This window comes from Anaeropeptidivorans aminofermentans (genome assembly GCF_940670685.1).
Lineage (GTDB): Bacteria > Bacillota > Clostridia > Lachnospirales > UBA5962 > Anaeropeptidivorans > Anaeropeptidivorans aminofermentans.
Genome location: NZ_OW711693.1, coordinates 2,129,190 through 2,155,131, shown reverse-complemented (window position 1 = coordinate 2,155,131; position 25,942 = coordinate 2,129,190). Strand labels below are relative to the sequence as shown.

Sequence of the window (25,942 nt, the reverse complement as noted above, 5' to 3'; positions counted from 1 at the left end):
ACTTAAATCTTCTGCCGCCAAGGAATTTACGGCGGAATAAAAGGAAATTGATTATGAGACAGAAAGGAGAATTTGGTGGAAGCAGAAGTTTATAATGAAAGAAAAAATAAAATAGTTAAAATAATAAATTCTTCGGAATATGTGCCGATGAAAATATCCGAACTGTCATTTTTTATGGAAGTTCCTTCGAATGAAAGAGACGAATTTAATTATATTATTAAAGAGCTTGAAAATGACGGAGAGCTTATTATTACGAAAAAGGGCAAAATTATGCCTTTATCTGATATGCAGCTTGTCAAGGGCATCTTTCAGGGAAATGCCAAGGGCTTTGGCTTTGTTATGCCTGATGAAACAAGGGCGAGAGATATTTTTATACCCGAAGAATACGTAGGCGGCGCAATGCATAAAGACTTGGTTCTTGCCCAGGTGGTCTCCGAGATGGGCCCGAATACCCGTGCAGAAGGAAGAATCATAAAGGTTTTAAAAAGAGGCTTAAATGGCATTGTAGGAACATTTGACAGGAATAAGAATTTTGGTTTTGTCCGTCCTGATGACCCTAAAATATCCTCGGATATTTATATACCCAAATCAGGAGCTAAGGGAGCCGTAAACGGCCATAAGGTAGTCGTTAAAATAACAAAGCCTGCAAGCATTGAAAATAGAAATCCCGAAGGAAAAATAATAGAAATTTTAGGCCATATGAATGACCCAGGCGTAGATATATTAAGCATCGTTCGGCAATTTCAGATTCCAGAGGAATTTCCCCAGGAAGTTTTAAGGGAAGCCGAAAATATATCCCCTTATGTTTTAGAAGAAGATATGAAAAACAGGCTTGATTTAAGGGATATTTTAACTGTTACGATTGACGGAGAAGACGCCAAAGATTTAGACGATGCAGTAACCTTAGCAAAAGAAGGGGATATCTTCAGGCTGGGGGTTCATATTGCAGATGTAACTAATTATGTAAAAGAAGGTTCGCCCCTTGATAAAGAAGCTCTTAAAAGGGGGACAAGCGTATATCTTGCAGACAGGGTGATACCCATGCTTCCCCATAGCCTTTCAAACGGCATTTGCTCTCTAAACGAAGGGGAAGAAAGGCTTGCTTTAAGCTGCATTATGGATATTGATAAGAGCGGAAATGTTGTAAGCCATAAAATAGAAGAAACTATTATTAACGTAAATAAAAGGCTTTCATACGAAGGCGTAGAGCTTGCCCTTAATGATGATGAGTATTATGAGAAGGAATATGCAGAGGTGCTTCCTATGCTCAGGCAAATGGGAGAGCTTAGCGAGATTTTAAGGCAGAAGAGAATCGAAAGAGGTGCCATAGAATTTGATTTTCAGGAATCAAAGGTAGTCCTTGACGAAAAAGGCTGGCCTATTGATATTGTTCCAAGAAAACGGACATTTTCCACAGGCATTATAGAAGAATTTATGCTTGTTTGCAACGAGACCATAGCCCAGACCTATTATTGGCTTGAAATGCCCTTTGTTTACAGATCTCATGCAAAGCCCGATAAGGAAAAGCTGGAAGCCCTTTCGGAATTTATAAGCCATTTTGGCTATAGCCTGAAGGGCCGTTCCAACCATCCCAAAAGCATACAAGCTCTTATTTCAAGGCTTCAAGATAAGCCTGAAATAATGCTTATCAGCAAAGTGGCCTTAAGAAGCATGAAACAGGCCAGATATACCTATGAGAATGAAGGCCATTTTGGTCTTGCGGCTAATTATTACTGTCATTTTACATCGCCTATCAGAAGGTATCCCGATCTCCAGATACACAGAATTATAAAAGAGAATATCGAAGGAAGACTTGATGAAAAAAGGCAGAAGCATTATACAAAGATTCTTCCCGAAGTGTGTAAAAATTCTTCTCTTACGGAAAGAACTGCAGAAGAAGCCGAAAGAGAAACTCTCAATTTGAAAAAGGCACAGTATATGCAGGATAAGGTTGGTCAAATATTTGACGGAATCGTATCCAGTGTTACCAATTGGGGAATTTATGTGGAGCTTTCCAATACAGTTGAAGGCATGGTAAGCTTTTCCGATATGTCAGATGATTATTATATCTTTGACGAAAAGAATTACGAAGTAGTAGGAGAGCATTATGGAAATATATATAAAATCGGCCAGCATGTAAAGGTATCTGTGTTAAGGGCAGATATTGAAAACAGAAGAATAGATCTTTTGTTTGTGAGGGACGAATCATAATTTAGCCTGAAATACTTATGCGAAATTAGTTTTTTATTCAAACAGGTTGATTAATTGGCAATTTATGATAAAATATTTATAAGGAAAGCTTTTAATAAGCGGATTATAGTAAAGAAAAACTTATTAAGCTTAAAACAAAAAGACCTTTTCAAGTTTAATAAATATACGTCTTTTATTGCTTTATATATTTATTTACTGTAAAATCATACGTAATTAAGCTTGTATTTATTTTAAAGGGGTGTTATTTATGGCATCTTTTCAGAGAAGATTTAAAGAATTAAGACATGAACGAGGGTGGACGCTGGACGATTTGGCCGAGCTTCTCGGCACTACAAAGTCTACCTTGAGCAGATATGAAAACGGGCTTAGAGAGCCTAAAATTGAATTTGCAGAAAAATCTGCAGGGGTTTTCGGTGTTTCTACAGATTATCTTTTAGGAAAGTCCGACTCCAGAAAAGGAGAAGACGATGCCCAGCTTAAAATGCTGTTTCGAAAAGCAGGAGAGCTTAGCGATGAAGAGAGGGAGGAAGTCCTGAGCCACTTTGAAAACACGCTCAATCTTTATTTAAAGCATAAAAGAAGATAGGAATTGCTTAGGATTACAGTTTCATGGATAAATATGATATAGATTTTAATTATATCAGGCTTAAGGCATATGAGCTTTTATTAAGCCAGCCTAAAGAGAATATAAAGCTTCCTATAGAAGCTGAAAATATCCTTATTCCAGGGAAATCGGTTATTTTTGATACCATTGAAAACTATTCCAAGTTAACCCATCAGAACATTTATGAAATTACCGCGGGAAGTAAAGTAATAGACGGGATTAATATTGAGTACAGACCGGGGGAATATCTTGTCCTCCATTCTGAGGGTGCTTCCGGTAAGGGAAGAAGAAACTGGACTATGGCTCATGAAATCGGTCATATTCTTCTTGAGCATAAAACGGACATGCCCTTAAGTGAAATAGAAGCGAATTTTTTCGCTTCTTGTCTTTTAATGCCGGAGGCTTTAATAAAGCTTTTGATGGAGCATGGAATGCGGATATTTCCGGAAGATATATCGAGAAATTTCGGCGTATCATTTGAGGCGGCCGAAAGAAAAATTAAAACTTTAAATAATTTCAAATCTATGCCTGAAACAAGGCTTGATAAAAGCCTAAGAGAGGCTTTTTACGATGAAGCCGTACGAATTTTATGGGATGATTTAACGATTTTTATAGATATTTTTTAATATAGGTTTTAGTGTCAAAGAGGAATAATGTAAATTATTGGCTCTATTTGTATATATCCGTTGACATGAATTCATTATAGTGTTATTCTTTTAAAGAACTTAATATGAAATAGGAATGGTTGCATTAATATGCATTAAAAGGGAATCCGGTGAAAATCCGGAACAGCCCTCGCTGCTGTGTAGGTGACAATTTATCGATACCACTGCATAATGAATATGCGGGAAGGAGATAATGCGGTTGACCCTTAGTCAGAAGACCTGCCTTCTTATTTATATGGAAGCTTTCGAAGGGAAGGTGGATCATAAAAGGCATTTCCATGCTTATTTGCGTCCTTTGAAAGGGCGCTTTTTTATTCTTCTATAAAAACTGAACCAAGCAAGCTTTATGGTAAATTTAAAGTGAAGCAGGAACAAAGCCATATAGGACAGCTTATAGTCAATTTCAAATGAAACAGGAATCAAAATCGTATATTTTGAATGGCTTAAACATAGGGATTCTATCTGTTTAAGCCCTTTATGAAGAATAGATTTTTATTGTATCCTTCTGTGAAATTTACTATATGTATCAAAGATATCCTGCGCACTTAAGAAGCAGCGGACATGGATTTATGTGAATAAGCCCAAGTTTTATTTTTTAAGAATCGGTTTTGCCTCTTCTTTATAAGAAGTTTACTTTAAGTGTTTTAAAACAAATTAAGGACGGATTTAATCAGCAATAATTATTGCTAGACCCTAAATAAGACGGAGGATATTATGAAAAACAAGCTTTTAAGAATCGCAGCAGTCGTTATGGCTTTATCCTTTTTTGCAGGCTGCTCTCCCAAAAGTGCGGAGATAGCTGCAAAACCCAATGAACAGCAATCAGCCCAGCCTGAAGAGAAGAAAGAGGATAAGGAAGCCGAAAGCACAGAAAAAAAGCACGTTAAAAATCTTATTATCGGCACTGTTGCAGAAAATAATGTATTTAACTCCCAGACGCAAAAAGACGCCTTTGGAAGAATGAATTACAACGGGCTTACGCAAGGTAATTTTGTGTATAGAGATAAGAACAATGTTTTACAGCCTTATTTCTTTAAATCCTTTGAAATATCCGAGGACGGAAAGAAAATTACATTTACATTTCCTCTTGACGCCGTTTGGCATGACGGAAAGCCTGTGACCTCAGAGGATATTCTTTTTACATTTGACTATATGAAAAATGTTAAGAAGACAGGCTCTCTTAAAAATTTAGAAGCAGTTAATCTTTTAGGCGAAGATTCGGCAGAGCTTATTTTCAGCGAACCGGACGCTTATTACTGGATAAATTCATCTGCCATGAATAATGCCTGTGTGTTTCCAAAGCATATTTGGGAAGGCATTACCGACTATGCGGAATATGCAGAAGATGCTGCCGCGATAGGCTGCGGACCTTATAAGCTTGTATCCAAGGATAAGGACGCCCAGATTTCATATTATGAAGCTGTACCTGAAAATAACTATGCAGGAGAAATAACTGTAGACGCAGTTACCCTTAAATCCTATTCCGGCGAAGATACATTGATGATGGCTATGCTTAACGGCGAGATAGACGCCATGTTTAATTATGCAAACCCTATTGACGCAACCTTAATCGAGACTCTTTCAAAAGACAGTAACATCGACCTTGGAGAAAGCGATTACGCAGGAAATTTTCAGCTTACATACGGAATGGAGAGGCCCGCAGGAGCAGATTCCAATTTCAGGCACGCAGTAAGATACGCTCTTGATTATAATCAGCTTGCAATAACCATTAACGGCGAATTTGGACAGGCTCCCGGAAGCGGAATCATACCCCCTTCAACAAAGGGCTTTGATGCAAGCCTTCCAATGCTTTCACAGGATTTAGACAAAGCCAATGCGCTCCTTGACGAAGGCGGCTATAAAGACGTTGACGGCGACGGATACAGAGAATTCCCCGACGGAAGCAAAATGGAAATCTTAGTTACCCCTCAGTATTCCGCCTCTACCCAAGAGCTTTTAAACCGCATAGCAGACGTTATCATGGCTTCTGTTGACAAGGTGGGCATAAAGACTGTTATAGACGAAGAAAGCCTTGCTAACTCCGAAATATGGGAAAAGAATATTACAGACGGCAAATACGACCTTTCCATAGGATATACGACCTCCGGTATGGCGGCATATTCAACTGCTTTCAGATACTTCCTTGCGGAAGCAAGAGAAGGGGAAACAACATGGATATGGGGTACATACAATAATCCGGAATTCAAAGATACTTTCTTTAATATGCAGCAGGCTACCTCCGATGACGTTTATATAGAAAACGTTAAGAAGCTTCAGAAAATGGCTTCTGATGAGGCTTTTGCCCAGGCCCTTTGCTGGGAGAAGGCATTCTTCCCTTATAGAACAGATAAATACGAAGGCTTTGACAATTATCCTTCATGGGGCGTAATCCATTCAAGAACTTGGTTTGAGCTTACAGAAAAGTAATGATACAAAATGCCTGCTGCGGAACAGCAGGCATTTATAATAGAGACAGTGTTTGTTTACTAAAATAACAGGCAGGTGAATAAACTGAAAAATTCCATTGCTATTAAAATATTAGGGGCGTTCATCAATATATTTATCATCATTACCATAAGCTTTCTGCTTGTAAGATTCATGCCGGGAGATCCCCTGATTCATCTTGTAGGGCAGGAGGAATATTATTATCTTTTAGACAGCTCTCCGGAAACGCTGGAAGAGCTTAAAGAAAAATACGGTCTATCCGACAGCATTTTTATTCAATATATGAAGTATTTAAAAAGCATTCTATATTTTGATTTTGGCAGGGCCTATTCAAATCATAGGCCTGTTCTTGAAAACGTACTGAATGCGTCTAAATGGACACTCTTTCTGTCTGTGCCCACTTGGATACTGGGGGGAATCATCGGAGGGGCTTTGGGGCTTTTGGCAGGCTTTAAGCCTGGTTCTCTATTCGATAAAATTTCCACATCGGTTTTTCTTTTAATAAATACCATTCCTTCAAACTGTCTCAGCCTTATTCTCCTTATTATTTTCTCTTATAAACTGCGGCTTTTTCCTATAAATGGAATGGTATCGGCAAATGCCGTAGGGGCGGACAGAATAATAAATATATTGTGGCATATGATGCTTCCCTTATTTATACTCATTCTTTCAAGAACCTCGGGAAATTTCATGCTGATGAAAAGCTCTGCCTCTCAGGTAAGAAAAGAGGAGTATGTTATTACTGCATATTCAAAAGGCCTTTCAGATAAAAAAACTCTTTTTGTACATATGCTTAAAAATGCACTTCTGCCATATTCTACTTCCATGTGTATGCAGCTTGGCTATATCCTCTCAGGCTCTATGATTGTAGAGGTAGTTTTCGGCTGGAAGGGAATGGGCATGCTCCTGTATAATGCCGTTTTGGCAAGGGATTTTCCCACGGCTCAGCTTTGTTTTCTCATTTCTGCCATCATGGTTGTTTCGGGAAATCTCCTTGGGGATATTGTGAATGCTCTGATTGATCCACGGATAAAAGAGGATGTTGTGTATGAGTAAAAAGATAAATGCTCCTATGGTTTGGGGGCTTCTGATCATTGCTTTTTTCCTTCTGGTAGCAATTTTTGCGCCGTTTATAGCGCCGTATGACCCTCATGAAATGGGCATAGCCTATTTAAAGCCGGAAAAGGCCCATATTTTAGGTACCAACGACGTAGGGCAGGATATTTTAAGTGAGCTTATCTATGGAACCAGAGTTTCTCTATTCATAGGCTTTTTTGCCGCCTTTGCGGTTACTGCTGCAGGTACTGTTCTGGCCCTTATAGGCGGATATTTTTCCGGTCCTGCGGATAAGGCAATAACGGCAATTACAAATATTGCCATGGCTGTTCCTTCCCTTCCGCTTACGGTGCTTCTTGCAGCTTATATGTCTCCCGGGAAATGGAATCTTATCATTGCCATGAGCATTACCTCGTGGACGGGAACAGCCCGCATTTTAAGATCAAGGGTAATGCAGCTGAAAGAACAGCCCTTTGTAAAAATAGAAAAAGCTATAGGGGTAAACCCCTTTATAATTTTATTTAAGCATATGCTTCCGAATTTAAAGGATATTATTTTAATCAGAGGCTCTTTATCTGTTGCAAGCGCAATGGTTACGGAATCCGGTTTAAGCTTTTTAGGCCTTGGTACCTATGGAGAAAAATCATGGGGAAGTATCCTTCATTATGCTTTTTTCAGAAACAGCATTCTGAAAGGTCAATTTTGGTGGTATATTCCCCCGATCATCTGTATTTGTCTTGCCGTATTGGGATTTATGCTGGCAGGATATTATTCAGGGCAGGAGGAGGTATAGCGTGCTGATAGACATAAAGAATTTATCTGTTTCTTTTAAAGGCGGAGACGATGTTCAGGCCGTAAAGGACGTAAGCCTTGAAATCTATGAAAAGGATAAGCTTGCCATAATCGGAGAGACAGGAAGCGGAAAAAGTGTCCTTCTCCTTTCTATCCTTAGGCTTCTTCCTCATTCTGCCGAAGTTAGGGGCGAAATTGCCTACAATGCCAAAGATATTTTAAAGCTTCAAAGAAAAGAGCTTGATGAAATAAGAGGAGGACAGATTTCTTACGTTCCGCAGGGCGGAGGTGGCAGCATGAACCCTCTGCTTACGGTAGGCTTTCAGGTAGGAGAGCCTTTAATCATACATAAAAAATATACGAAGAAAAACGCCTTTTTGGAAAGCATTAATCTCCTTAGGCTTTTTAATATAGATAATGAGAAAAAAAGAGCAGAAGGCTATCCCCATACTTTAAGCGGAGGCATGCGGCAGAGAGCCCTTGTAGCCATGGGAATTTCCGCAGGAGCGGAGATTATTCTTGCCGATGAGCCGACAAAAGGCCTTGATGAAAAAAGAATAGAAATCGTTGCCGAAAGCTTCAGCAAGCTTTCGGATAAAACCATTCTATGCGTTACCCATGATCTGAACTTTGCCCGAAAGATTAGCCAAAGAATGTGTATCATGTATTCTTCCTATCAGATTGAAGAAGGCCCTACGGAACAAATATTCCTCGAGCCTCTTCACCCTTATACCATGGATATTATAAACGCCATGCCTGAAAACGGTTTAAAGGTGAATAAGGGTTTTACAGAGGATCAATTGGAGGAAGGCTGCTGCTATTACGGCAGATGTGCTTATAGAACAGAAAAATGCAAGACCATGCCGCCTTATTTTAATGTGTCCGGCAGAAAGGTAAGGTGCTGGAGATATGCTTCTTAAGACTGAAAATTTATCCAAGGCCTATCATATGACCGGCTCAAGAAAAGAAGTATTCTATGCCGCAAAGGATGTTAATATAAACGTTTTTGAAGGGGAGACTCTGGGGCTTTTAGGGGACAGCGGAAGCGGAAAAACTACCGTAGGCCAAATTATCACCGGCCTTATTCAGCCAACTTCCGGCAGGATTCTTTATAAGGGGAAAGAAATTAAATTTCCTGTTAAAAGGAGCCTTAGAAAGCAGATACAAATTCTTTTTCAACACCCGGAAATATCTTTTAATCCCGAGCTTCCGATTATAAAAAGCATGGAAGAGCCCTATAAGCTTTACAGGCCCGGAAGCAGTAAAAATGACATCATAAAGGATATAGAAAAACTGGGCCTGAAGGAAAAGCATCTTTACAGAAAGCCCAGAGAGCTGAGCGGAGGAGAGCTTCAAAGGCTTGCTCTCTCGAGAGTTCTTGCTTTAGAGCCTGCGCTTATTATTTTAGATGAGGCCACAAGCATGCTTGACGTTATAAGCCAGGCTCAGATTGTAGCGCTTTTAAAAACATATCAGAAAGAAAACAATACGGCCTATATATTTATTACCCACAACAAGGCTTTGGCAAATATTGTTTGTAACAGAATTTACCGTATAGATAAGGGCATATGTACAGAAGAGAATAATTGAACGTATTTAATTATTGATAAAATTTTTAAAATAAAAGAGTATGTTTTTAAACCTCTTTAAGAAAAACAGGCAAATCGGTTTTTATTCCGGTTTGCCTGTTTTTGTAATATAATTTAATTATAGCAAAACGAGATTAAGGTAGTATCAAAAACCTATTTTTCATAAACGGCTTAATATAATAGAAAAACTTATATTAAGCCATTCAAAATATACAATTTTTGTCACTGCAATTAAACTATTTTACTATAGGCTTCAATATAATTTTTAAAGTTCATTAATATCAATGGCCTTTCCCACATTTATAAATTCATCCATTTCTGAAGAAGGAACCATAGAACCGCCGGTAGCCCATGAAATATGGACAGCATTTTTAATGGTTTCAGAAAGACCGTTATCTTCTATATACTGTTGCCCTTCCTGGGATTTTAATAATTGAACGGGGCCGTAAAGACCTGCAAGGCCTGAAGGCTCAATTTTAATGCCTTCATTTTCAACCATTTTATTTAAAAGATAGAACATTCTCTGATCGCTTATGGTATAAGAGCCGCTGAGAAACTTTTCCATTTCTTTGCCCACGAATTTTGAAGGCCTGCCAACGGCGAGGCCGTCTGCCGCCGTTAAATTATCTATGCCGATATCCTGTACGCAGATGGCATCGTGAAGCCCTGTAAGTATCCCTAAAAGCATAGAAGGTGCATGGGTAGGCTCTGCAAAGAAACAGTGGACATTGTCCTGAAACATAAGTTTAAGGCCGAAGGCAACGCCTCCCGGGCCGCCGCCTACACCGCAGGGAAGATATACAAATAAAGGCTTTTCTTTGCTTATATGGACATTTTGACTTTCCAAATGTTTCTTTAGCCTTAAAGAGGCCACGGCATATCCGTAAAAAAGGTCGTTAGAATTTTCATCATCAACAAAAAAGCACAAGGGGTCCTTTTCCGATTGTTTCCTTCCTTCTATAACTGCGGCGCTGAAATCAGCGTCGTACTCTTTAACGGTGACACCCTTCGACCTTAACATATCTTTTTTCCATTTTCTTGCGTCCTTTGACATGTGAACTGTAACCCTGAACCCAAGAACGGCACTTATAATGCCGATGGAAAGGCCTAAGTTTCCTGTGGAGCTTACAGAGATGGCGTATTGAGAAAAGAAATCCTTGAATTTTTCTGATGCAAAGCAGGAGTAATCATCATCAATACTCAAAATGCCTGCATTAAGGGCCAAATCTTCTGCATGTTTTAATACAGCATAAATTCCGCCTCTTGCCTTTATGGAACCGGATACGGGAAGATGGCTGTCGCATTTTAAATATAATGAGCCGGGGATTGAAACATCAAAATCATCTTCAAGAGATTTTTTCATAGAGGGGATTGCTGTAAGAGGAGATTCAATGATTCCATTGGCCTCTTTGGTTTCAGGAAAGACTTCTTTTATGAATGACGAAAACCGAGTAAGCCTTTTTTCAGCGTCCTCAATATTTACAGGGTCAACGCTAGAGCTTTTTATGGCGGATTCAAAACTTTCTTTTTTGCCGTTAATCCATAATATTTCTTTTAATGCCATCAGTTCTTCTATTTCTTTAAATTCCTGAATAAGAGTTTTTATATCTTTTTCTGAATAGGACATAAGATTCTCCTTTTAATTTACTTTTATGGATTTAGATGTTCATTTCAATTCAAACGCGACTAAATTTCAAGCATAATTAACAATATATGCTTTTATTTAGATTACTGTAATAGTTTAAAGTAAAATTACATATTTATCAAGATGTTGAATTATACAAAACACATATTGCTTTTTTTAACTGAACAGGATATATTTAAACGACGATGGTTTCCTATGTTTAAAAATTATTAGGGTATAGGAGGAGAAAAATGAACTGTAATATTAATTTTTATTATGAGGATAAAAACAGAGGAATAACCCCTGTTTTTAAAGCAAAGATTAAAGAATACGGATTTTCATATGATGCTGATAATGTTGAAGTTTCCGTAGGCCTTGGAAAATTCGAGGAATTTTCGGAAAAGAAAATAAAGGCTCTTTTTGCAGGCACGGTTAAAGAGCTTAAAAAGCACAATATCACAAAAGCTAATTTTGAGCTTGGGGAATTTTCTGAGAGATTCGGCAAAAGCATCATATCTCAGGTGTCCATGGGGATAAACTTAGGCCTTTACGAGTTTGACAGATATAAAAGCGAAAATAAAACGTATAGTCCTGAATTTACTTATACAATAAATAACAGAGTTCTGGAAGAGGAAGACGCTGAAACATTCAAAAAGGCGAAAAATGTTGCCGAAGGCGTAGCCGTTGCCAGAGATTTGGTAAACACGCCTGCAAACGATCTTACTCCTGTTATTTTTTCAGAAATAGTAGAAAAGTTCGGCAAAGAGCATAACATTGAGGTAGAAATTCTTGATGAGACAAAATGCAGAGAGCTTGGCATGAATACATTTTTAGCAGTGGGAGAAAGCAGTGCAAATCCGCCAAGGCTTATTGTAATGAGATATTTGAACAACAGTGAAAGCGACGAAGTAATGGGCCTTGTAGGAAAGGGCATTACTTATGATACCGGCGGCTACAGCCTTAAGCCAAGCGCTTCCATGCTGGGTATGAAAACAGACATGGCAGGTGCCGCAGCTGTTTGCGGAGCCATCTGTTCTCTTGCAAAAAATAAAGTTAAAACAAATGTTATAGGAGTACTTCCGTGCTGTGAAAACCGTCTTTCAAATTCGGCATATCTCCCGGGAGACGTAGTGAAATCCATGAACGGCAAAACCATTGAAATTACAAATACCGATGCAGAAGGCCGCTTAATATTATCTGATGCTATAACCTATGCCATAAGAAATGAAAAGGTATCTAAAATCGTTGATATAGCCACATTAACCGGCTCTGTAGTTGCCACATTAGGCCACCATATTTCAGGAGCCGTTACCAATAAAAAAGCCTTCTTTAAAGAAGTTAAAAAGGCCGGAAAAAGAGCAGGAGAGAAATATCATCTTTTCCCCATTGACGATACCTACAGAAAAGTGCTTGAAAGCGATTTAGCAGACATTAAAAACTCCGGAAGCGTTAAATTTGGGGGCTGTATCGTAGGGGGCTGTTTTATAGAAGCTTTCGTGGAAGATATGCCATGGGTGCATCTTGATATAGCAGGAACCTCTTATAGTGAAAAGCCCTTATTTGATTATAACTCAAAGGGAGCTACAGGTGTAGGTGCAGCTACCTTATATGAATTATGCGCGAAACACAATTAATATCAATAAATAAAATTTTAAAACCGGTATGATTTCATACCGGTTTTGTTGATATATTACCTATAGTGAATAGATTTTTACTATACTTGATTTAATATGAAACAGTATTATTGTCAATTTACTTTTCTCTTATTTTAAGCCATTTCAATCCAAATATTCACTTTGGAATAAGAGCAAATTGACTATACTTCTTTGAAAGAAATTTACTGTAAAAATAAAAAAGGAATTATGACGTTGATATTTTATAGATAAGGATTTAAAATAAAAACAATGCAAACCCAAGGAGGAATCAATTTGAAGAAAATAGATTTAAACTGTGATTTAGGAGAAAGCTTTGGGGCGTATAGGATAGGAGATGACGAAAAAATAATTCCCTTTATAAGCTCGGCCAATATAGGCTGCGGCTTTCACGGCGGGGACCCTCTCGTAATGGAAAAGGCTGTGAAGCTTTGCATAGCGCATGATACTGCCATTGGGGCCCACCCTGGGTACATGGATTTAATGGGCTTTGGCAGGAGGAATATGAGCATATCCAAAGAAGAAGCAAAGGCCTATACAAAATATCAAATAGGCGCTTTGATGGGCTTTTGTTTTCAATACGGAATAAAAATACAGCATGTGAAGCCCCATGGCGCCCTTTATAATATGGCGGCCGCTGATTATGGCCTTGCAAAGGCCATAGCAAAAGCTGTTTATGAAATAGATAAAGACATTATTCTTATGGGGCTTTCAGGAAGCGAGCTTATAAAAGCCGCCGAGGATACGGGCCTTAGAGCAGCAAGTGAAGTTTTTGCCGACAGGGCCTATAATTCCGACGGAAGCCTTGTATCCCGAAAAATAGAAGGTTCCGTTATCCATTCTGTTGAGGAATGCGTAAATCGTATCTTAAAAATGGTTAATGAAGGAAGAGTAAAGGCCATAACGGGAGAAGAAATCAGTATAAAAGCAGACACCATATGCGTCCACGGAGATACGCCGGAGGCCCTGGAGTTTGTAAAGGCCATTAGAAAAGGCCTGGAGTTAAATAATACTTCCGTATGTAATTTGAAAAATTAAATTAAAATTAACATTACAGCAGTTTAATTAAATATAGTAAATTTAAAGTGAAACAGTAGCAAAACGGTATATTCATGTAGACTTAAAAATATTGTTTCCGAAGGAAATCTATGTTTTTAAGTCTTTAATGAATCGGTTTTTGTTACTTCTTTGTAACAAGTTTACTCTAACCCAAAGTTAAATTGCTATAAAACGATTTTTTAAGTTCAGGAGGTGCTTATGTATAGCAGCGCTAAATATCTTCCCTCAGGGGATAAAGGCATAGTGATTGAATTTGGCAATGCAATATGTCCCGAAATAAACCAGAAAGTAAGAGCTATGTTTTTTGCTGTTGAAAGCCGTAATATTGAAGGTGTAATATCGTTTGTTCCTACATACAGGTCCTTACTTATAGAATATGATTCTTTAAAAATATCCTATGAGACTATAAAAAAAGAGCTGGAAGCAATTGAAAATACCCTGTCGGATTTCAAGCTTCCTCCTCCGAATGTTCTTGAGGTTCCCGTTCTTTACGGAGGGGAAAAAGGACCGGATATGGGATATGTTTCTTCCCATTCGGGTCTTACGGAAGACGAAGTCATAAAAATCCATTCCAGTAAGCTGTATCTGATTTATATGCTTGGCTTTACCCCGGGATTTTCTTATTTGGGAGGAATGGACGAAAGGCTTGAAAGCCCAAGGCTTGAGGTACCCAGGCAGAAAATAGAAAAAGGCTCCGTAGGAATTGCAGGAATGCAGACGGGGATATATTCTGTAGATAGCCCGGGAGGCTGGCGGCTTATTGGGAAAACCCCCATAGAAATTTATAATCATTTAAGAAAACCGCCCATTATACAGAGATCGGGGGACTATATAAAGTTTGTACCTATTTGTCTTAAAGAGTATGAAGAAATAGATGAAGCCGTGAAAAAAGGCAATTATGAATACAGGTACTATCCTTTGGAGGAGAAATAATATGGGCAGAATAAAAATACTAACCCCGGGATTCTTTACGACTATTCAGGATATGGGAAGGTATGGCTTTCAGCAATTCGGTGTATCGGCCTGCGGCGTTATGGATTCTTACGCTTATAAGGCAGCTAATTTGCTTTTGGGAAATCCTTTGGACGCAGCTGTTTTAGAAGTATCTCTTTTAGGACCGGAAATTGAATTTTTGCTAGATTCCTCCATAGCTATTACGGGAGGAGATTTAACGCCGGCAATTGACGGAAAAATCGTTCCTATGTGGGAAAGCATTCCTGTTAAAAAAAGCTCTGTATTAAGCTTTAAAGGCCTTAAATCAGGTGCAAGAAGCTATATTTCCTTTGGCGGCGGGATTAATACCGAACCTATTATGGGAAGCAGGTCAACCGATATAAAAGCTGGAATAGGCGGCATAAACGGAAAAAAGCTTTCTCAGGGTGATACCATAGACCTTGGAGAATGGAACAATGAATTTTCTTTTAAGAAGCTTTCAGAAGAAGCAATTCCTGAATATAAAAGCGCTCAAAGCATAAGAGTAATACTGGGGCCACAGGCGGATTATTTTACTGAAAAGGGTATAAGTACCTTCCTAAACAGTGCTTATACTGTAAGCGGGCAGTTTGACAGAATGGGCTACAGGCTTGAAGGCGATAAGATAGAAAGCAAAAAGGGCAGCGACATCATATCCGACGGCATATCCATGGGAAGCATACAAATCCCGGGAAGCGGAAAGCCTATAATACTCATGGCTGACAGGCAGACGGCAGGAGGGTATGCTAAAATAGGGGTTGTGGCAACAGCAGATTTATATAAGATAGCTCAGGCAAAAGAAGGGGACAGCTTTAATTTTGTTGCAATAACCGTTGAGGACGGCCAAAGGTTATTCAAAGAGCAGGAGATGCTTTTAAGAAGAAGTATTATAGATAAAACAGAAGAAAAAGAAATATTTTCTGCAAAGGCAAAGCAATATAATTTAACGATAAATAATAAAGCTTACTTTATTACGATAACAGAACAAATCAAATAAAAAATAAAAAGCTGCCTTTTAAAAGGCAGTTTTTAGCATACAAAATTTTTGGTTTTCGTTACTGTAATTAAATTATTTTGCTATACTTTGCTTAAATTCATTTAGAGATTTAATAAAAAAGGGTATATTGCAAAATAAGTTTTGCAGTATACCCTTAATATTAATTTGATTTCTCGTCAAGCGCTGCCTTTTCTTTTGAAGGAAATACCTCTGCTTTATTTACAGGGATTCTTACGCCTTTATTTGTTCCAAATTCGATAATATATAAATCATCTGCAGTATCGACTACTTTTCCGTAAAAGCCGCCGGAAGTTACGACGCTGTCGCCGACTTTGATTGAAGCTTGAAGCTCTTTCAGCTGTTTTTCGCGTTTTTTCTGAGGCCTGCTCATAAAGAAATATAATCCGCCTATAAGAACTGCATATATGACAATCCACATACCCATGTCTAATATGCCTCCGTTTGCTGGAGCGGTAGTATTTGTAGCCGTGCCTGCAGACGTTTCTGCTTTTGTATCTCCGCCGCCTGATATTACAGTTTTATCAGTCGTAGACAGGAAAACTGTGAATTGAGGATAATCCATTTCAACAACTCCTTAAATTTTAAATTTGAACTTCAAATTACTGTAGAATATTATATTAGATAAATAAAGCCTAGTCAAGCAAAGCTTATTATGGGTTCTCCTTAAAGCCCTGAAGACGCATTTTTTTATAGGAAGAAAATTCACCCTTATCAAGGCTTTCACGGATTTCTTCCATCATGTTATTGAAAAAGTAAAGATTATGAAGGACACAAAGGCGCATGGCAAGCATTTCTTTAGCTTTAAAAAGATGCCTTATATATGCCCTTGAATATGTTTTGCATACAGGGCAGCTGCAGTCATGGGCAATGGGCTTGTCGTCCAGCTCATATTTTGCGTTAAACAAGTTTAACTTGCCTTGATTGGTGTATACGTTTCCATGCCTTCCGTTTCTTGCAGGCAGCACACAGTCAAAGAAATCGATACCTCTTTCAACGGCTTCTAAAATATTTGCGGGGGTTCCTACACCCATTAGGTAAGTAGGCTTATTCTGAGGCAAATAGGGAACGACCTCATCTAAAATCCGATACATTTCCTCATGGGTTTCGCCAACTGCAAGGCCTCCGACAGCATAGCCGTCTAAATCAAGCTCAGAAATCGTTTTTGCATGTTCTATGCGGATATCTTCATATACACCGCCTTGATTTATGCCGAAAAGCATTTGATTTTTATTAATGGTATCTTCCCTTAAATTAAGCTCGTCTATTTTATTTTTACATCTTATAAGCCATCTGGTGGTTCTTTCTACGGAGTTACGGACATAATCCTTTTCCGCCGGATTCGGAATGCATTCGTCAAAGGCCATGGCAATGGTTGAAGCTAAATTCGATTGTATCTGCATGCTTTCTTCAGGCCCCATGAATATTTTCCTGCCGTCAAGATGAGAGCTGAAATAGACTCCTTCCTCTTTTATTTTTCTAAGTGAGGTTAAAGAAAACACCTGAAATCCGCCGGAATCGGTTAAAATAGGCCTGTCCCATACCATGAACTTATGAAGGCCTCCAAGCTTTTTAACAACTTCGTCTCCGGGCCTTACATGAAGATGATAGGTATTTGACAATTCCACCTGACATTTTATTTCTTTTAAATCCATAGAGGAAACAGCGCCTTTAATCGCAGCGAGAGTACCCACATTCATAAAAACCGGCGTTTGAATTACGCCGTGGACCGTGTGGAACTCTCCTCTTTTTGCTCTTCCCTCGGTTTTTAATAATTTATACATCTAAACACTCCATTTAATTAAAGTTACCTATAGCAAAACAATGCATTAGCGAAACAAAAATCGTATATTTTGAATGGCTTAAAATAGTGATTCTATATTTTAAGCCGTAATGAAAAATAGGTTTTTATTTCTACCTTAATCTCGTTTTGCTATAAATAGTTTATATGCTAATGCTATATTAATCAAGCTTTTTACAAAACTTTATAAAGGAGTGGGAAATGTATTAAAGGTATATTAATATAGTAAGTTTAAAGTGAAACAGTAGTGAAGCATATATTCACAAGGGCTTAAAAAAATACGGTTTCCGAAAAAAATCTGTGTTTTTGAGTCTCAAGGGAATCGATTTTTGTTACTTCTCTATAAGAAATTTGCCATAAAATTAGAGCACGTATTGAGAATGATATAAATCATAATAAAAGCCTCTGCTTCTCATAAGCTCCGAATGGGTGCCTTGTTCCACAATATTACCTTCTCTTACAACTAAAATCGTATCGGCGTTTTTAATCGTTGACAGGCGGTGGGCAATTACAAAGCATGTGCGGTTTTTCATAAGCTTAAGCATTGCGTCCTGAATGCGGTGCTCGGTCTGGGTATCTACGTTTGAGGTTGCTTCGTCTAAAATAAGCATTTTTGAATCCAAAAGCATTGCCCTTGCAATTGTAAGTAGCTGCTTCTGGCCCTTTGAAATATTTACGCCGTTATCGCTTAATATCGTATCATAGCCCTTTGGAAGCGACATGATGTAATTATGTATTTTTGCGGCCTTAGCTGCGTTTATTACTTCATCAAGGGTAACGTTTTCCTTTCCGTAGGCAATGTTTTCAAAAATAGTTCCATGAAAAAGCCATGTATCCTGCAAGACCATCGTGTAAGCCTTTCTTAGGCTTTCTCTTGTGACCTTTTTTATATCCAACCCGTCAATTGAAATTTTACCTGAATCGACGTCATAAAATCGCATTAGGAGATTGATTATAGTTGTTTTTCCGGCGCCGGTAGGGCCTACAATGGCGATGACAGAGCCTTTGGGTGCATCTAAATTTAATTTATGGAGAATTTCTTTTCCCTTTTCATAGCCGAAGGAAACATTTTCAAATTTCACATTTCCGAAAATATCCGTAAGGGTAACGGCGTTTTCCGTATCTGCAGGTTCAGCAGGCTCGTCAATCAGGCGAAAAACCCTCTCGGCAGCGGCAAAGGAAGACTGCAGTTCCCCGATGATATTTGCGAATTCATTAATAGGACCGGAAAATTTCCTGGAATATAAAACGAAGGACGAAATATTTCCTAAAGACAGGCTTCCTGCCATGTAAAGGATAGAGCCGAAAATACTGATAAGGGCAAGGGAAAGATTATTAATAAAATTCATGGAAGGTCCCGTCATGCTGCTATAATAATCGGCTTTAAAATATGCATCTACGGCGTGGGTATTTTTTTCATCAAAACGGTCTAATATTGTTTTTTCCTGATGATAGGCTTTAATGGTTTTTCTGCCCCCTGTCATTTCCTCAATGAAACCGTTTAATTCTCCAAGCTTTGAAGAACGGATGCGAAAAAGGGGCCGTACCTTCTTGGTCCTATACCGTGTAAAGAGAATAGAAGCCGGTACCGTAAAAGCAAAAACCAAAATAAGCTTTTTTGAAATAGAAAGCATCATTACAAAAGAGCCTACAACAGTAATGATACTTGTAAGTACCTGAAGAAGGTCATTGGATAAAGAGGTGTTAATGGTATCAATATCATAAGAAATAATACTTATAATATCTCCTGTCTGGCGCCTGTCAAAAAAGCCCACAGGCAAGGTTACAAGTCTGTTGAATACATCTTTTCTCATTTTGTATACAACGCTTCGGCTTAATTTTATCATAATCCTTGATAAAAAATATGTCATAACCGCAGAGGCGATATAAAAGAGAAGCATCAATAAAGCATAATAGTATACTTTTGGAAAATCAACTTTACCCACTCCCGGAACGATAGCGTCAACGGCATAGCCTGAAAGGGCAGGGCCGATTAATGCAAATAAATTGCTTCCAATAGATAAAACAGCAGCAATAAACAACAGCCATTTATATTCATACATATATTTCCAAAGCCTAAGAATTAAATAAGTCTTTTTTGAATTAATTTTTGTGTCCTTCTGTTTAAAATCCCGATTTTCAGTTTTGCTCGTTAAAAACGGCATTATATTATGTCCCCCTTTTTAAGTATACTTATTACAATTCTAAATAAGTTTTTTATTTTAAAATGTAATAAGTTTTCCTTAAATCTATGGTAAATAAACTTGATTTTTTAAGTTTATTTATGATATTTCCCCCATTTGAGTATTGTAAATTTCGTTATAGCTTTCACAGGAATCAAGAAGCTCTTCATGGGTTCCGAAGCCTATGATTTCTCCGTCTTCAAGCATCATAATATGGTCGGCATTCATAATAGAGCTGATCCGCTGGGCAACGATAATCGTCGTTGTATCGCTGAAATTTTCTCTCAATGCTTTACGAAGGGCAGCATCTGTGAGGTAGTCCAGGGCGCTTGTGGAGTCATCCAGCAGAAGTATTTCAGGGTTTGCCGCAAGAGCCCGGGCAATAAGAATACGCTGCTTTTGACCGCCGCTTAAATTTGCGCCTTTTACCGTAAGCTTATAAGTAAAGTTCCCCGGTTTTTCATAAATAAAACCGGCCTGAGCGTCATCAATGGCCTCTTTAATTCCCGTATCTTTTAAAGAACGGCCGAAATCAATGTTTTCACGAATTGTATCTGCAAAAAGAAAATCGTTTTGAAAGACTACACCAAATTGTGTATGTAAAGTTTCATAAGGAATCGTTCGGATGTCTTTGCCGTTTATAAAAATTTCTCCGGCATCTGTATCGTAAAATCTTAAAAGCAGATTTAAAACAGTGGATTTGCCGCTTCCCGTTGCCCCTATAATCCCAAGAGTCTGGCCTTTTTCAAGAGTAAAGCTGATATTTGTTAAATTGTTTTGAGTTTTATTATAAGAAAAGCTTACATTTCGAAATTCAATATGATAAGGACTTTTGATTGCTTCATTTTCAGAGGGCAATACCTCCATATCCTCTGGTGCATCAAGAACCAAAGCAATACGGTTGGCGCTTGCAACCCCTTTGGAGTACATAACAAATAAACGGGTAACCATCATAAGGGCATTTAAGATAATTGCAAAATAGCTTAAAAAAGCAATTATTTTTCCGGGCTGGGTAAAGCCTGCATTAACCCTGTGGGCCCCGACTACCACAACGGCCGTAAGACCAATATTAAGCAGAAGATTCATGGAAGGATTCGTAAGGGCCATTAATGTTCCTGCTCTTTGATCGTTTTGAACCACTTCTTTATTGATATCGTCGAATCTTTCTTTTTCGTATTCAAGCTTTGAAAGGGCTTTAATTACCCTTATTCCCGTCATATTTTCCTGAACCTTCCGAACAAGATTGTCAAGGGCTGTCTGGGCCGCAGTATAAAGCTTAACGCCCTTTCTTGAAAGAAAAACGACGATAATGGCAAGTAAAGGCAAGATACAAATCAAAATCAGCGTAAGCACCGGTTCCAGCGTAAGAGTAATGGCGATTCCACCCAGAAGAAGGATAGGGGCGCGTATGCCGAGCCTTTGCATTCTGTCAATCATCTGATGAACATTGTAAGTATCGCTTGTAAGCCTTGAAATCAAAGAAGGATTGGTAAAGATATCCGCCTGATGGCTGGAAAGATAAGAGACCTTCTCAAATAAATCATGGCGGAGGGCTTTTGTAAAATTTCTTGCTGTTTTTATGGCCATACGGTTTGCTATAATATTAAAGGTAATGGTGACGATAGCGAAAAAAACCATTAATCCTCCGTATAAATAGACCTTTTTAAGGTCTTTTAAAGGAACGACATCATCAATTATATAGGACAAAAGCCATGGAAGCAGAAGGTCCGTAACTGTTCCGATAAACTTAATGATAAACTGAATACAGATAAAAAAACGATAAGGATAAATATAATGCATTATTTTTCTCATAGGGTAATCCCTTCTCCGCCGGATATGTTTTTATTGTTATAAAGCTTTGCCTTTGCGGTAATACGCAAAAGCATTCCTGCCAGCTGCTCTTTTTCTTCTTCCGTCAAATCCTCAGTAATATACTCATTCCAATCGTGAAAGGACTGCTGGATTCTAGGCAATACTTCAAGGGCTTTAGGAGTGGGGTATACTTTAGTAACTCTTTTATCTGATTCGCTGATATTTCTCTCTACATAGCCTTTTTCTTCTAAAGAGGCAAGCTTTCGGGTTACATTGCTTTTATTAATATAAATCAGTTTAGCAAGCTGTTCTTGGGAAATTCCCGGGTTTTTACATATATGAAAAACGTAAGTGGCTTCCACTCCGTTTAAATCGCTGTCTATAAGCTTATCACTCCGGTATTGCACACCGCAGCGGAATATAATGCTAATATGCTTTGCAAATGAAATCACAGATTCAGCCTTCCTTCCAATTTAAATTAGTTGCATATGCAACCAATTTAAATTATAGATTTTACTTTCAGAGATGTCAAGGTTAACAATCAGATGTAAATTAGACTATAGAATTTAAAGAAAATAGCGGAAAACAGCTTAAAAAGCAGCATGATATATTTAGTTGATGAAATTATTTGAATATAGATCATAGAATAACTTATTTTATTCTGGCATTTAAAGTAGGCCGATATAGTAAATAAATTAAAAAAAAGACCAAGTTTCTTTATAAGTTTAATAAGTTTGGATTATATTAAGGGAGGATATGTTCATGAATAATTTTACGAAAGAAGAATTAGAAGAAGCCCTTAGAGCTATAGACTCAACCATCAGCAAATGCGAGAAAGTACAGCCGAAATTAAAATCAGGCACTTCTCAGCATACTTTGCTAATTCGCAGGATTAAGGCATTATATATCTCAACGGAGCTAATAAAAAGGGAATTAAGAAACTTTGAATAGAAATGGTATTAGGGCTTGTTTGTAAAATCAAAACTCTAGGATATTCTGCTATAAAATAGTGACTTCTTCGTCGAAAATCCTCAAGATATGCCGTACAGATTTATCTAGGGTAAACCTGTACGCTCAACATTTTTGCATAAAGCAAAAATGTAAATGCATACTATCTCTGTGGTTTTCTCCTCGAATTCACATTTTCTTGCAAACAATACTTTTTCAGTTTTACAGCTGAAAAATGTATTTTTGCTGTAAAATAATAAATAAACTTTAGTTTATTTATTATTCTTGCCGGTTTCTCTATTTACAAACAACGCCTAGTGATAAAACATAAAAAAATTATGTTTCTATTGAAATTATTTTTAATGCCTGTATTGACATTTTATTTAAAATAATACATGCTTATAAAGAAAGTGAGGTAAAAAGATGATTAACTCTATTTTTCTGTAAAATTAGTTTTTAGTACCGCCCTTTATAGGGGCTTTTTTGGGCGTGCTTAAAGACTTTTTACAGGGGAGTATACTCATCTGCTGGATTTCCTTGTAATAATATGCCTTTTTGCACGAACAACGCTAATGATGTGTTGTTCTTTTTTGCTTATTTTCAAGAGTTGATTGTGGATTTTGAGCATACCTATTTGGATTGAGAAGCAATCCAAATTTCATTGACTTTATCAGAGGAGATTACAGTTATGAATAATTGGAAAAAACAATTTATCACAATATATTTAGGCCAGGCATTTTCTATTTTAGGCTCGGCTGCTGTTCAGTTTGCTGTTATTTGGTGGCTGACGATTCAAACAGAATCAGCAATAACTTTGACTATTGCATCTATTGTTTCTTTTCTTCCTAATATGCTGATTGGCCCCTTTGCAGGGGTGTGGATTGATAGGTATAACCGCCGCAGGGTAATTATTGCTGCCGACGGCTTAGTGGCTTTATCCAGTGTTATACTTGGCGCGGCATTTTTAATTATGCAGTCGCCTCCTGTGTGGTTTATTTACATGATTTTATTTTTACGCGGAGTGGGAAATACTTTTCATGCTCCTGCTATGCAGGCAGCTATTCCGACTCTTGTGCCTGCAGATATGTTAACGAAAGCCGGCGGCTGGGGAAATATGATTCAATCGGTATCCACGATGCTGGGCCCTGTGCTGGGGGCAGCTTTAATGGCTTTTATGCATATTTCCGCCATTATGCTTGTGGATATACTGGGGGCCGTTTTTGCCATTATTTGTCTTATGTTCGTTAAAATTCCAGATATTCCTCAAACAGGGGTACCGCTGCATATATGGACTGATATGAAGCAGGGCGTTACTGCAATGAGAGCCAATAAGCCTTTAATGGCAATATTTTTCCCTTTGATGATTATGAGTATCTTATATATGCCTTTAGGCTCTTTATTTCCCCTTTTGGTAAGAAGCCACTTTATGGGTGAGGCATGGCATAACAGCGCTGTGGAATTTACATTTTCAGCGGGGCTTCTTCTGTCCTCCTTTATTATAGGTGTATGGGGCGGAATGAAAAATCGGTTTTTAATGGCATCTTTAGCCATAGGCTTTTTGGGCTTTACTACGCTTATAAGCGGAGCTTTGCCGGCAAATGGTTTTTGGATTTTTGCGCTTTGTTGCTTTTTTATCGGCGGCTCGGGAACCTTTATGAATGTTCCCATTATGGCTTATGTGCAGGAAACTATTGCACCGGAGATGATGGGGAAGGTGTTTTCTCTTATGTTTACGGCCATGACCTTTTCTATGCCCATAGGATTATTATTTGCAGGCCCTGCTGTTGAGATGATAGGTGTGGATACCTGGTTTTTCTGGTCAGGCGCTGCCCTTATTTTAAATGCCGTTCTTTGTCGTTTGCTTACAAGAAAATATGATGCAGAAACCATGCAGAAGTAAATGGTGGATAGCCATTGGGAATAGCGCAAATATCAAAAGTGCTATTCCCAATAATATTATAAATAAAATTTAGCGTATGTATATTTATATTAATACATGAAGGGGTGTTTAATATGAAATATGTATTTAAAGCTATGCGGTAATATAAAGAAAAGCCCGAAGCTATTCAGAAAGCACTTGATCTTATAACGGACGGAGCAGGGCTTATGATAAATATAAATTCAGCTATGAATATTGCAGAAGTCAATTAGGATATTTTTAAGAAATATTTTGAAGGAATTTAGTGGGTTTTTATCTGGCCTTTTTAAAATTAAGCAATCAGCAATATTTTATCAATCTGAGAACTTTGTCTTGAGAGAAGAAGATATTTTAGAAAACGTTTAGTCTGACGAAAACCAAGTTATTATAAAGTATTGATTGGCAATGAGAATTTAGAGTCATCATAACTATTAATATTTAGCTTTTTATAAGCTATAATTATCACAAAACTAATTTATGAACTATTTAATAAAATAGGGGAAAACAAAAGAGCTTTTAATGATGTGAAATACAATAAATTAAGTAAAAAATCATACTTTACACACTGTCTCTATCTTCTTTTTCTTACCATAATATAAATACTCATTATAAGATTTAATATGGGTAACAGGCCTTACAATTACAAATCCGGCTTTTCCATATAGATGTATAGCGCGCTTATTAAAAGAGGCAACAGTTAATCTATATTTGTTAGGCTTAAAGTTATTTTCAGCAAATTCTATTCCAGCATTCAAAAACTTCAAACCAAGACCTTTTCCGCATAGAGTAGGCTTTATACCCAGTCCAATATCCAAAGCATCTTCAGCATATGCTTCTGGTTGCACTGTTGGTATTTGAGCCGGTTTTCCAAAACAGAAATAACCTATCAATTCGTTTTGAAGATTAATATAGGCATAGTAATCACCCTTTAGAAGCTCAGAGATGGTTTCGTCATCATTTTGAAAGCTGTATATTGAATAAGGTGCTTCGTAAGTCCAATTTGAAATATCCAAAGCAAAATCCTTAGTCATTTGAAGAATTATACTCATTATACACACCTCACTAAATACAATCATAAATAACTTATCATATTTTAATATATAGATACATAAAGTCGATTGGAAGAGCAATAATTGATTGTCCGCAGGGTTAAGAAGGATTTTTATGCCATTTTCATATAAAAAATAGAGCATATAAGAAGCTTATCCATAAGATATATCCTCTTACACACTCTATTAATATGTCTTCACTAAAGCCAATCAAGGGTATTAGTAAATGAACGGAGAAGGAGGGATTTGAACCCTCGCGCCGTGTTACCGACCTACTCCCTTAGCAGGGGAGCCTCTTCAGCCACTTGAGTACTTCTCCAAATTGATTGCGACTGTGTTATTATACTAAATAGATTAATAGTTGTCAACTATTATATGGAAATAAGTATCTATTTAATAATTTTTAAGACATAGGGCATTTGAAACAGTCTTAGTTGCAATAAAAATAGGCTTAAACACATATATTATAAATATCTATATGAAAGGCTATACTTAGAAAGCTGCAGATAAAGTTATGAAATTTAAGGCTATTAAGTATTATAAAGGT

At 37.7% G+C, this 25,942-nt stretch carries 21 protein-coding genes, 1 tRNA gene and 1 riboswitch; of the genes, 14 read left to right on the top strand and 8 right to left on the bottom strand.

Features of this window, described 5'->3' with window-relative positions; all coding sequences use genetic code 11:
• The first annotated feature begins 75 nt into the window (after positions 1–75).
• The 8 genes from rnr (at position 76) to NBX03_RS08980 (ending at position 9,363) form a co-directional block, all read left to right on the top strand.
• On the top strand, positions 76–2,211 hold the full coding sequence (rnr, locus tag NBX03_RS09015; RefSeq protein ID WP_250227456.1) for a ribonuclease R: 2,136 nt from the start codon (positions 76–78) through the stop codon (positions 2,209–2,211).
• Between the two features lie 247 nt (positions 2,212–2,458).
• Positions 2,459–2,797: a helix-turn-helix domain-containing protein gene (locus tag NBX03_RS09010; RefSeq protein WP_250227455.1), complete on the top strand. Its 339-nt coding sequence runs from the start codon at positions 2,459–2,461 to the stop codon at positions 2,795–2,797.
• A 23-nt stretch (positions 2,798–2,820) separates the two neighbouring features.
• Positions 2,821–3,441 carry an ImmA/IrrE family metallo-endopeptidase gene (locus NBX03_RS09005; RefSeq protein ID WP_250227454.1) on the top strand — a complete coding sequence of 207 codons (621 nt, stop codon included), beginning with the start codon at positions 2,821–2,823 and terminating at the stop codon, positions 3,439–3,441.
• A gap of 98 nt (positions 3,442–3,539) precedes the next feature.
• Positions 3,540–3,721: riboswitch (cobalamin riboswitch) on the top strand.
• A gap of 473 nt (positions 3,722–4,194) precedes the next feature.
• The gene (locus NBX03_RS09000) at positions 4,195–5,907 is read left to right on the top strand and encodes an ABC transporter substrate-binding protein (RefSeq protein ID WP_250227453.1); all 1,713 of its coding nucleotides are present in this window, start codon (positions 4,195–4,197) and stop codon (positions 5,905–5,907) included.
• A gap of 75 nt (positions 5,908–5,982) precedes the next feature.
• Positions 5,983–6,981 carry an ABC transporter permease gene (locus NBX03_RS08995; protein ID WP_250227452.1) on the top strand — a complete coding sequence of 333 codons (999 nt, stop codon included), beginning with the start codon at positions 5,983–5,985 and terminating at the stop codon, positions 6,979–6,981.
• Complete coding sequence (locus NBX03_RS08990) at positions 6,974–7,774, top strand: ABC transporter permease (RefSeq protein WP_250227451.1); 801 nt, start codon at positions 6,974–6,976, stop codon at positions 7,772–7,774. Before NBX03_RS08995 ends, NBX03_RS08990 begins: the two co-directional genes overlap by 8 nt.
• A gap of 1 nt (position 7,775) precedes the next feature.
• Complete coding sequence (locus NBX03_RS08985) at positions 7,776–8,693, top strand: ABC transporter ATP-binding protein (RefSeq protein WP_250227450.1); 918 nt, start codon at positions 7,776–7,778, stop codon at positions 8,691–8,693.
• On the top strand, positions 8,683–9,363 hold the full coding sequence (locus NBX03_RS08980; protein ID WP_250227449.1) for an ABC transporter ATP-binding protein: 681 nt from the start codon (positions 8,683–8,685) through the stop codon (positions 9,361–9,363). The genes NBX03_RS08985 and NBX03_RS08980 overlap by 11 nt, the downstream gene beginning before the upstream one ends.
• A gap of 264 nt (positions 9,364–9,627) precedes the next feature.
• On the opposite strand, the gene NBX03_RS08975 is transcribed toward NBX03_RS08980, so the two are convergent.
• A complete protein-coding gene (locus NBX03_RS08975) occupies positions 9,628–10,989 on the bottom strand; it encodes a D-serine ammonia-lyase (RefSeq protein WP_250227448.1) in 1,362 nt (453 codons plus the stop codon).
• 248 nt (positions 10,990–11,237) lie between these two features.
• Between NBX03_RS08975 and NBX03_RS08970 the strand changes: the two genes are divergently transcribed.
• From NBX03_RS08970 to NBX03_RS08955, 4 genes are all read left to right on the top strand, one after another.
• Entirely contained in the window at positions 11,238–12,620 is a 1,383-nt protein-coding gene (locus tag NBX03_RS08970; protein WP_250227447.1) for a leucyl aminopeptidase, read from the top strand.
• A 294-nt stretch (positions 12,621–12,914) separates the two neighbouring features.
• On the top strand, positions 12,915–13,676 hold the full coding sequence (locus NBX03_RS08965; RefSeq protein WP_250227446.1) for a LamB/YcsF family protein: 762 nt from the start codon (positions 12,915–12,917) through the stop codon (positions 13,674–13,676).
• A 219-nt stretch (positions 13,677–13,895) separates the two neighbouring features.
• Positions 13,896–14,630, top strand: a complete 735-nt coding sequence (pxpB, locus tag NBX03_RS08960) for a 5-oxoprolinase subunit PxpB (protein WP_250227445.1) — start codon at positions 13,896–13,898, stop codon at positions 14,628–14,630.
• Position 14,631: 1 nt separating this feature from the next.
• Positions 14,632–15,666, top strand: a complete 1,035-nt coding sequence (locus NBX03_RS08955; RefSeq protein ID WP_250227444.1) for a 5-oxoprolinase subunit C family protein — start codon at positions 14,632–14,634, stop codon at positions 15,664–15,666.
• A 160-nt stretch (positions 15,667–15,826) separates the two neighbouring features.
• Here NBX03_RS08955 and yajC read toward each other — a convergent pair whose 3' ends face one another.
• The 5 genes from yajC to NBX03_RS08930 form a co-directional block, all read right to left on the bottom strand.
• Positions 15,827–16,249, bottom strand: a complete 423-nt coding sequence (gene yajC, locus NBX03_RS08950) for a preprotein translocase subunit YajC (RefSeq protein ID WP_250227443.1) — start codon at positions 16,247–16,249, stop codon at positions 15,827–15,829.
• Positions 16,250–16,337: 88 nt separating this feature from the next.
• Positions 16,338–17,468: a tRNA guanosine(34) transglycosylase Tgt gene (gene tgt / locus NBX03_RS08945; RefSeq protein WP_250227442.1), complete on the bottom strand. Its 1,131-nt coding sequence runs from the start codon at positions 17,466–17,468 to the stop codon at positions 16,338–16,340.
• A gap of 379 nt (positions 17,469–17,847) precedes the next feature.
• Entirely contained in the window at positions 17,848–19,650 is a 1,803-nt protein-coding gene (locus tag NBX03_RS08940) for an ABC transporter ATP-binding protein (protein ID WP_250227441.1), read from the bottom strand.
• Positions 19,651–19,767: 117 nt separating this feature from the next.
• On the bottom strand, positions 19,768–21,480 hold the full coding sequence (locus NBX03_RS08935) for an ABC transporter ATP-binding protein (protein ID WP_250227440.1): 1,713 nt from the start codon (positions 21,478–21,480) through the stop codon (positions 19,768–19,770).
• Positions 21,477–21,932: a MarR family winged helix-turn-helix transcriptional regulator gene (locus tag NBX03_RS08930; protein WP_250227439.1), complete on the bottom strand. Its 456-nt coding sequence runs from the start codon at positions 21,930–21,932 to the stop codon at positions 21,477–21,479. The genes NBX03_RS08935 and NBX03_RS08930 overlap by 4 nt, the downstream gene beginning before the upstream one ends.
• Positions 21,933–22,242: 310 nt before the next feature.
• Here NBX03_RS08930 and NBX03_RS08925 point away from each other — a divergent pair, with 310 nt between their 5' ends.
• Positions 22,243–22,431, top strand: coding sequence for a hypothetical protein (locus tag NBX03_RS08925; protein ID WP_250227438.1), 189 nt, complete (start codon positions 22,243–22,245; stop codon positions 22,429–22,431).
• A gap of 685 nt (positions 22,432–23,116) precedes the next feature.
• Positions 23,117–24,328: an MFS transporter gene (locus tag NBX03_RS08920; RefSeq protein WP_408628448.1), complete on the top strand. Its 1,212-nt coding sequence runs from the start codon at positions 23,117–23,119 to the stop codon at positions 24,326–24,328.
• 569 nt (positions 24,329–24,897) lie between these two features.
• Here NBX03_RS08920 and NBX03_RS08915 read toward each other — a convergent pair.
• Together NBX03_RS08915 and NBX03_RS08910 are read right to left on the bottom strand one after the other, a co-directional pair.
• Positions 24,898–25,395: a GNAT family N-acetyltransferase gene (locus tag NBX03_RS08915; protein WP_250227437.1), complete on the bottom strand. Its 498-nt coding sequence runs from the start codon at positions 25,393–25,395 to the stop codon at positions 24,898–24,900.
• 231 nt (positions 25,396–25,626) lie between these two features.
• Positions 25,627–25,714 (bottom strand) — tRNA-Ser (locus NBX03_RS08910).
• Between the last annotated feature and the right edge of the window lie 228 nt (positions 25,715–25,942).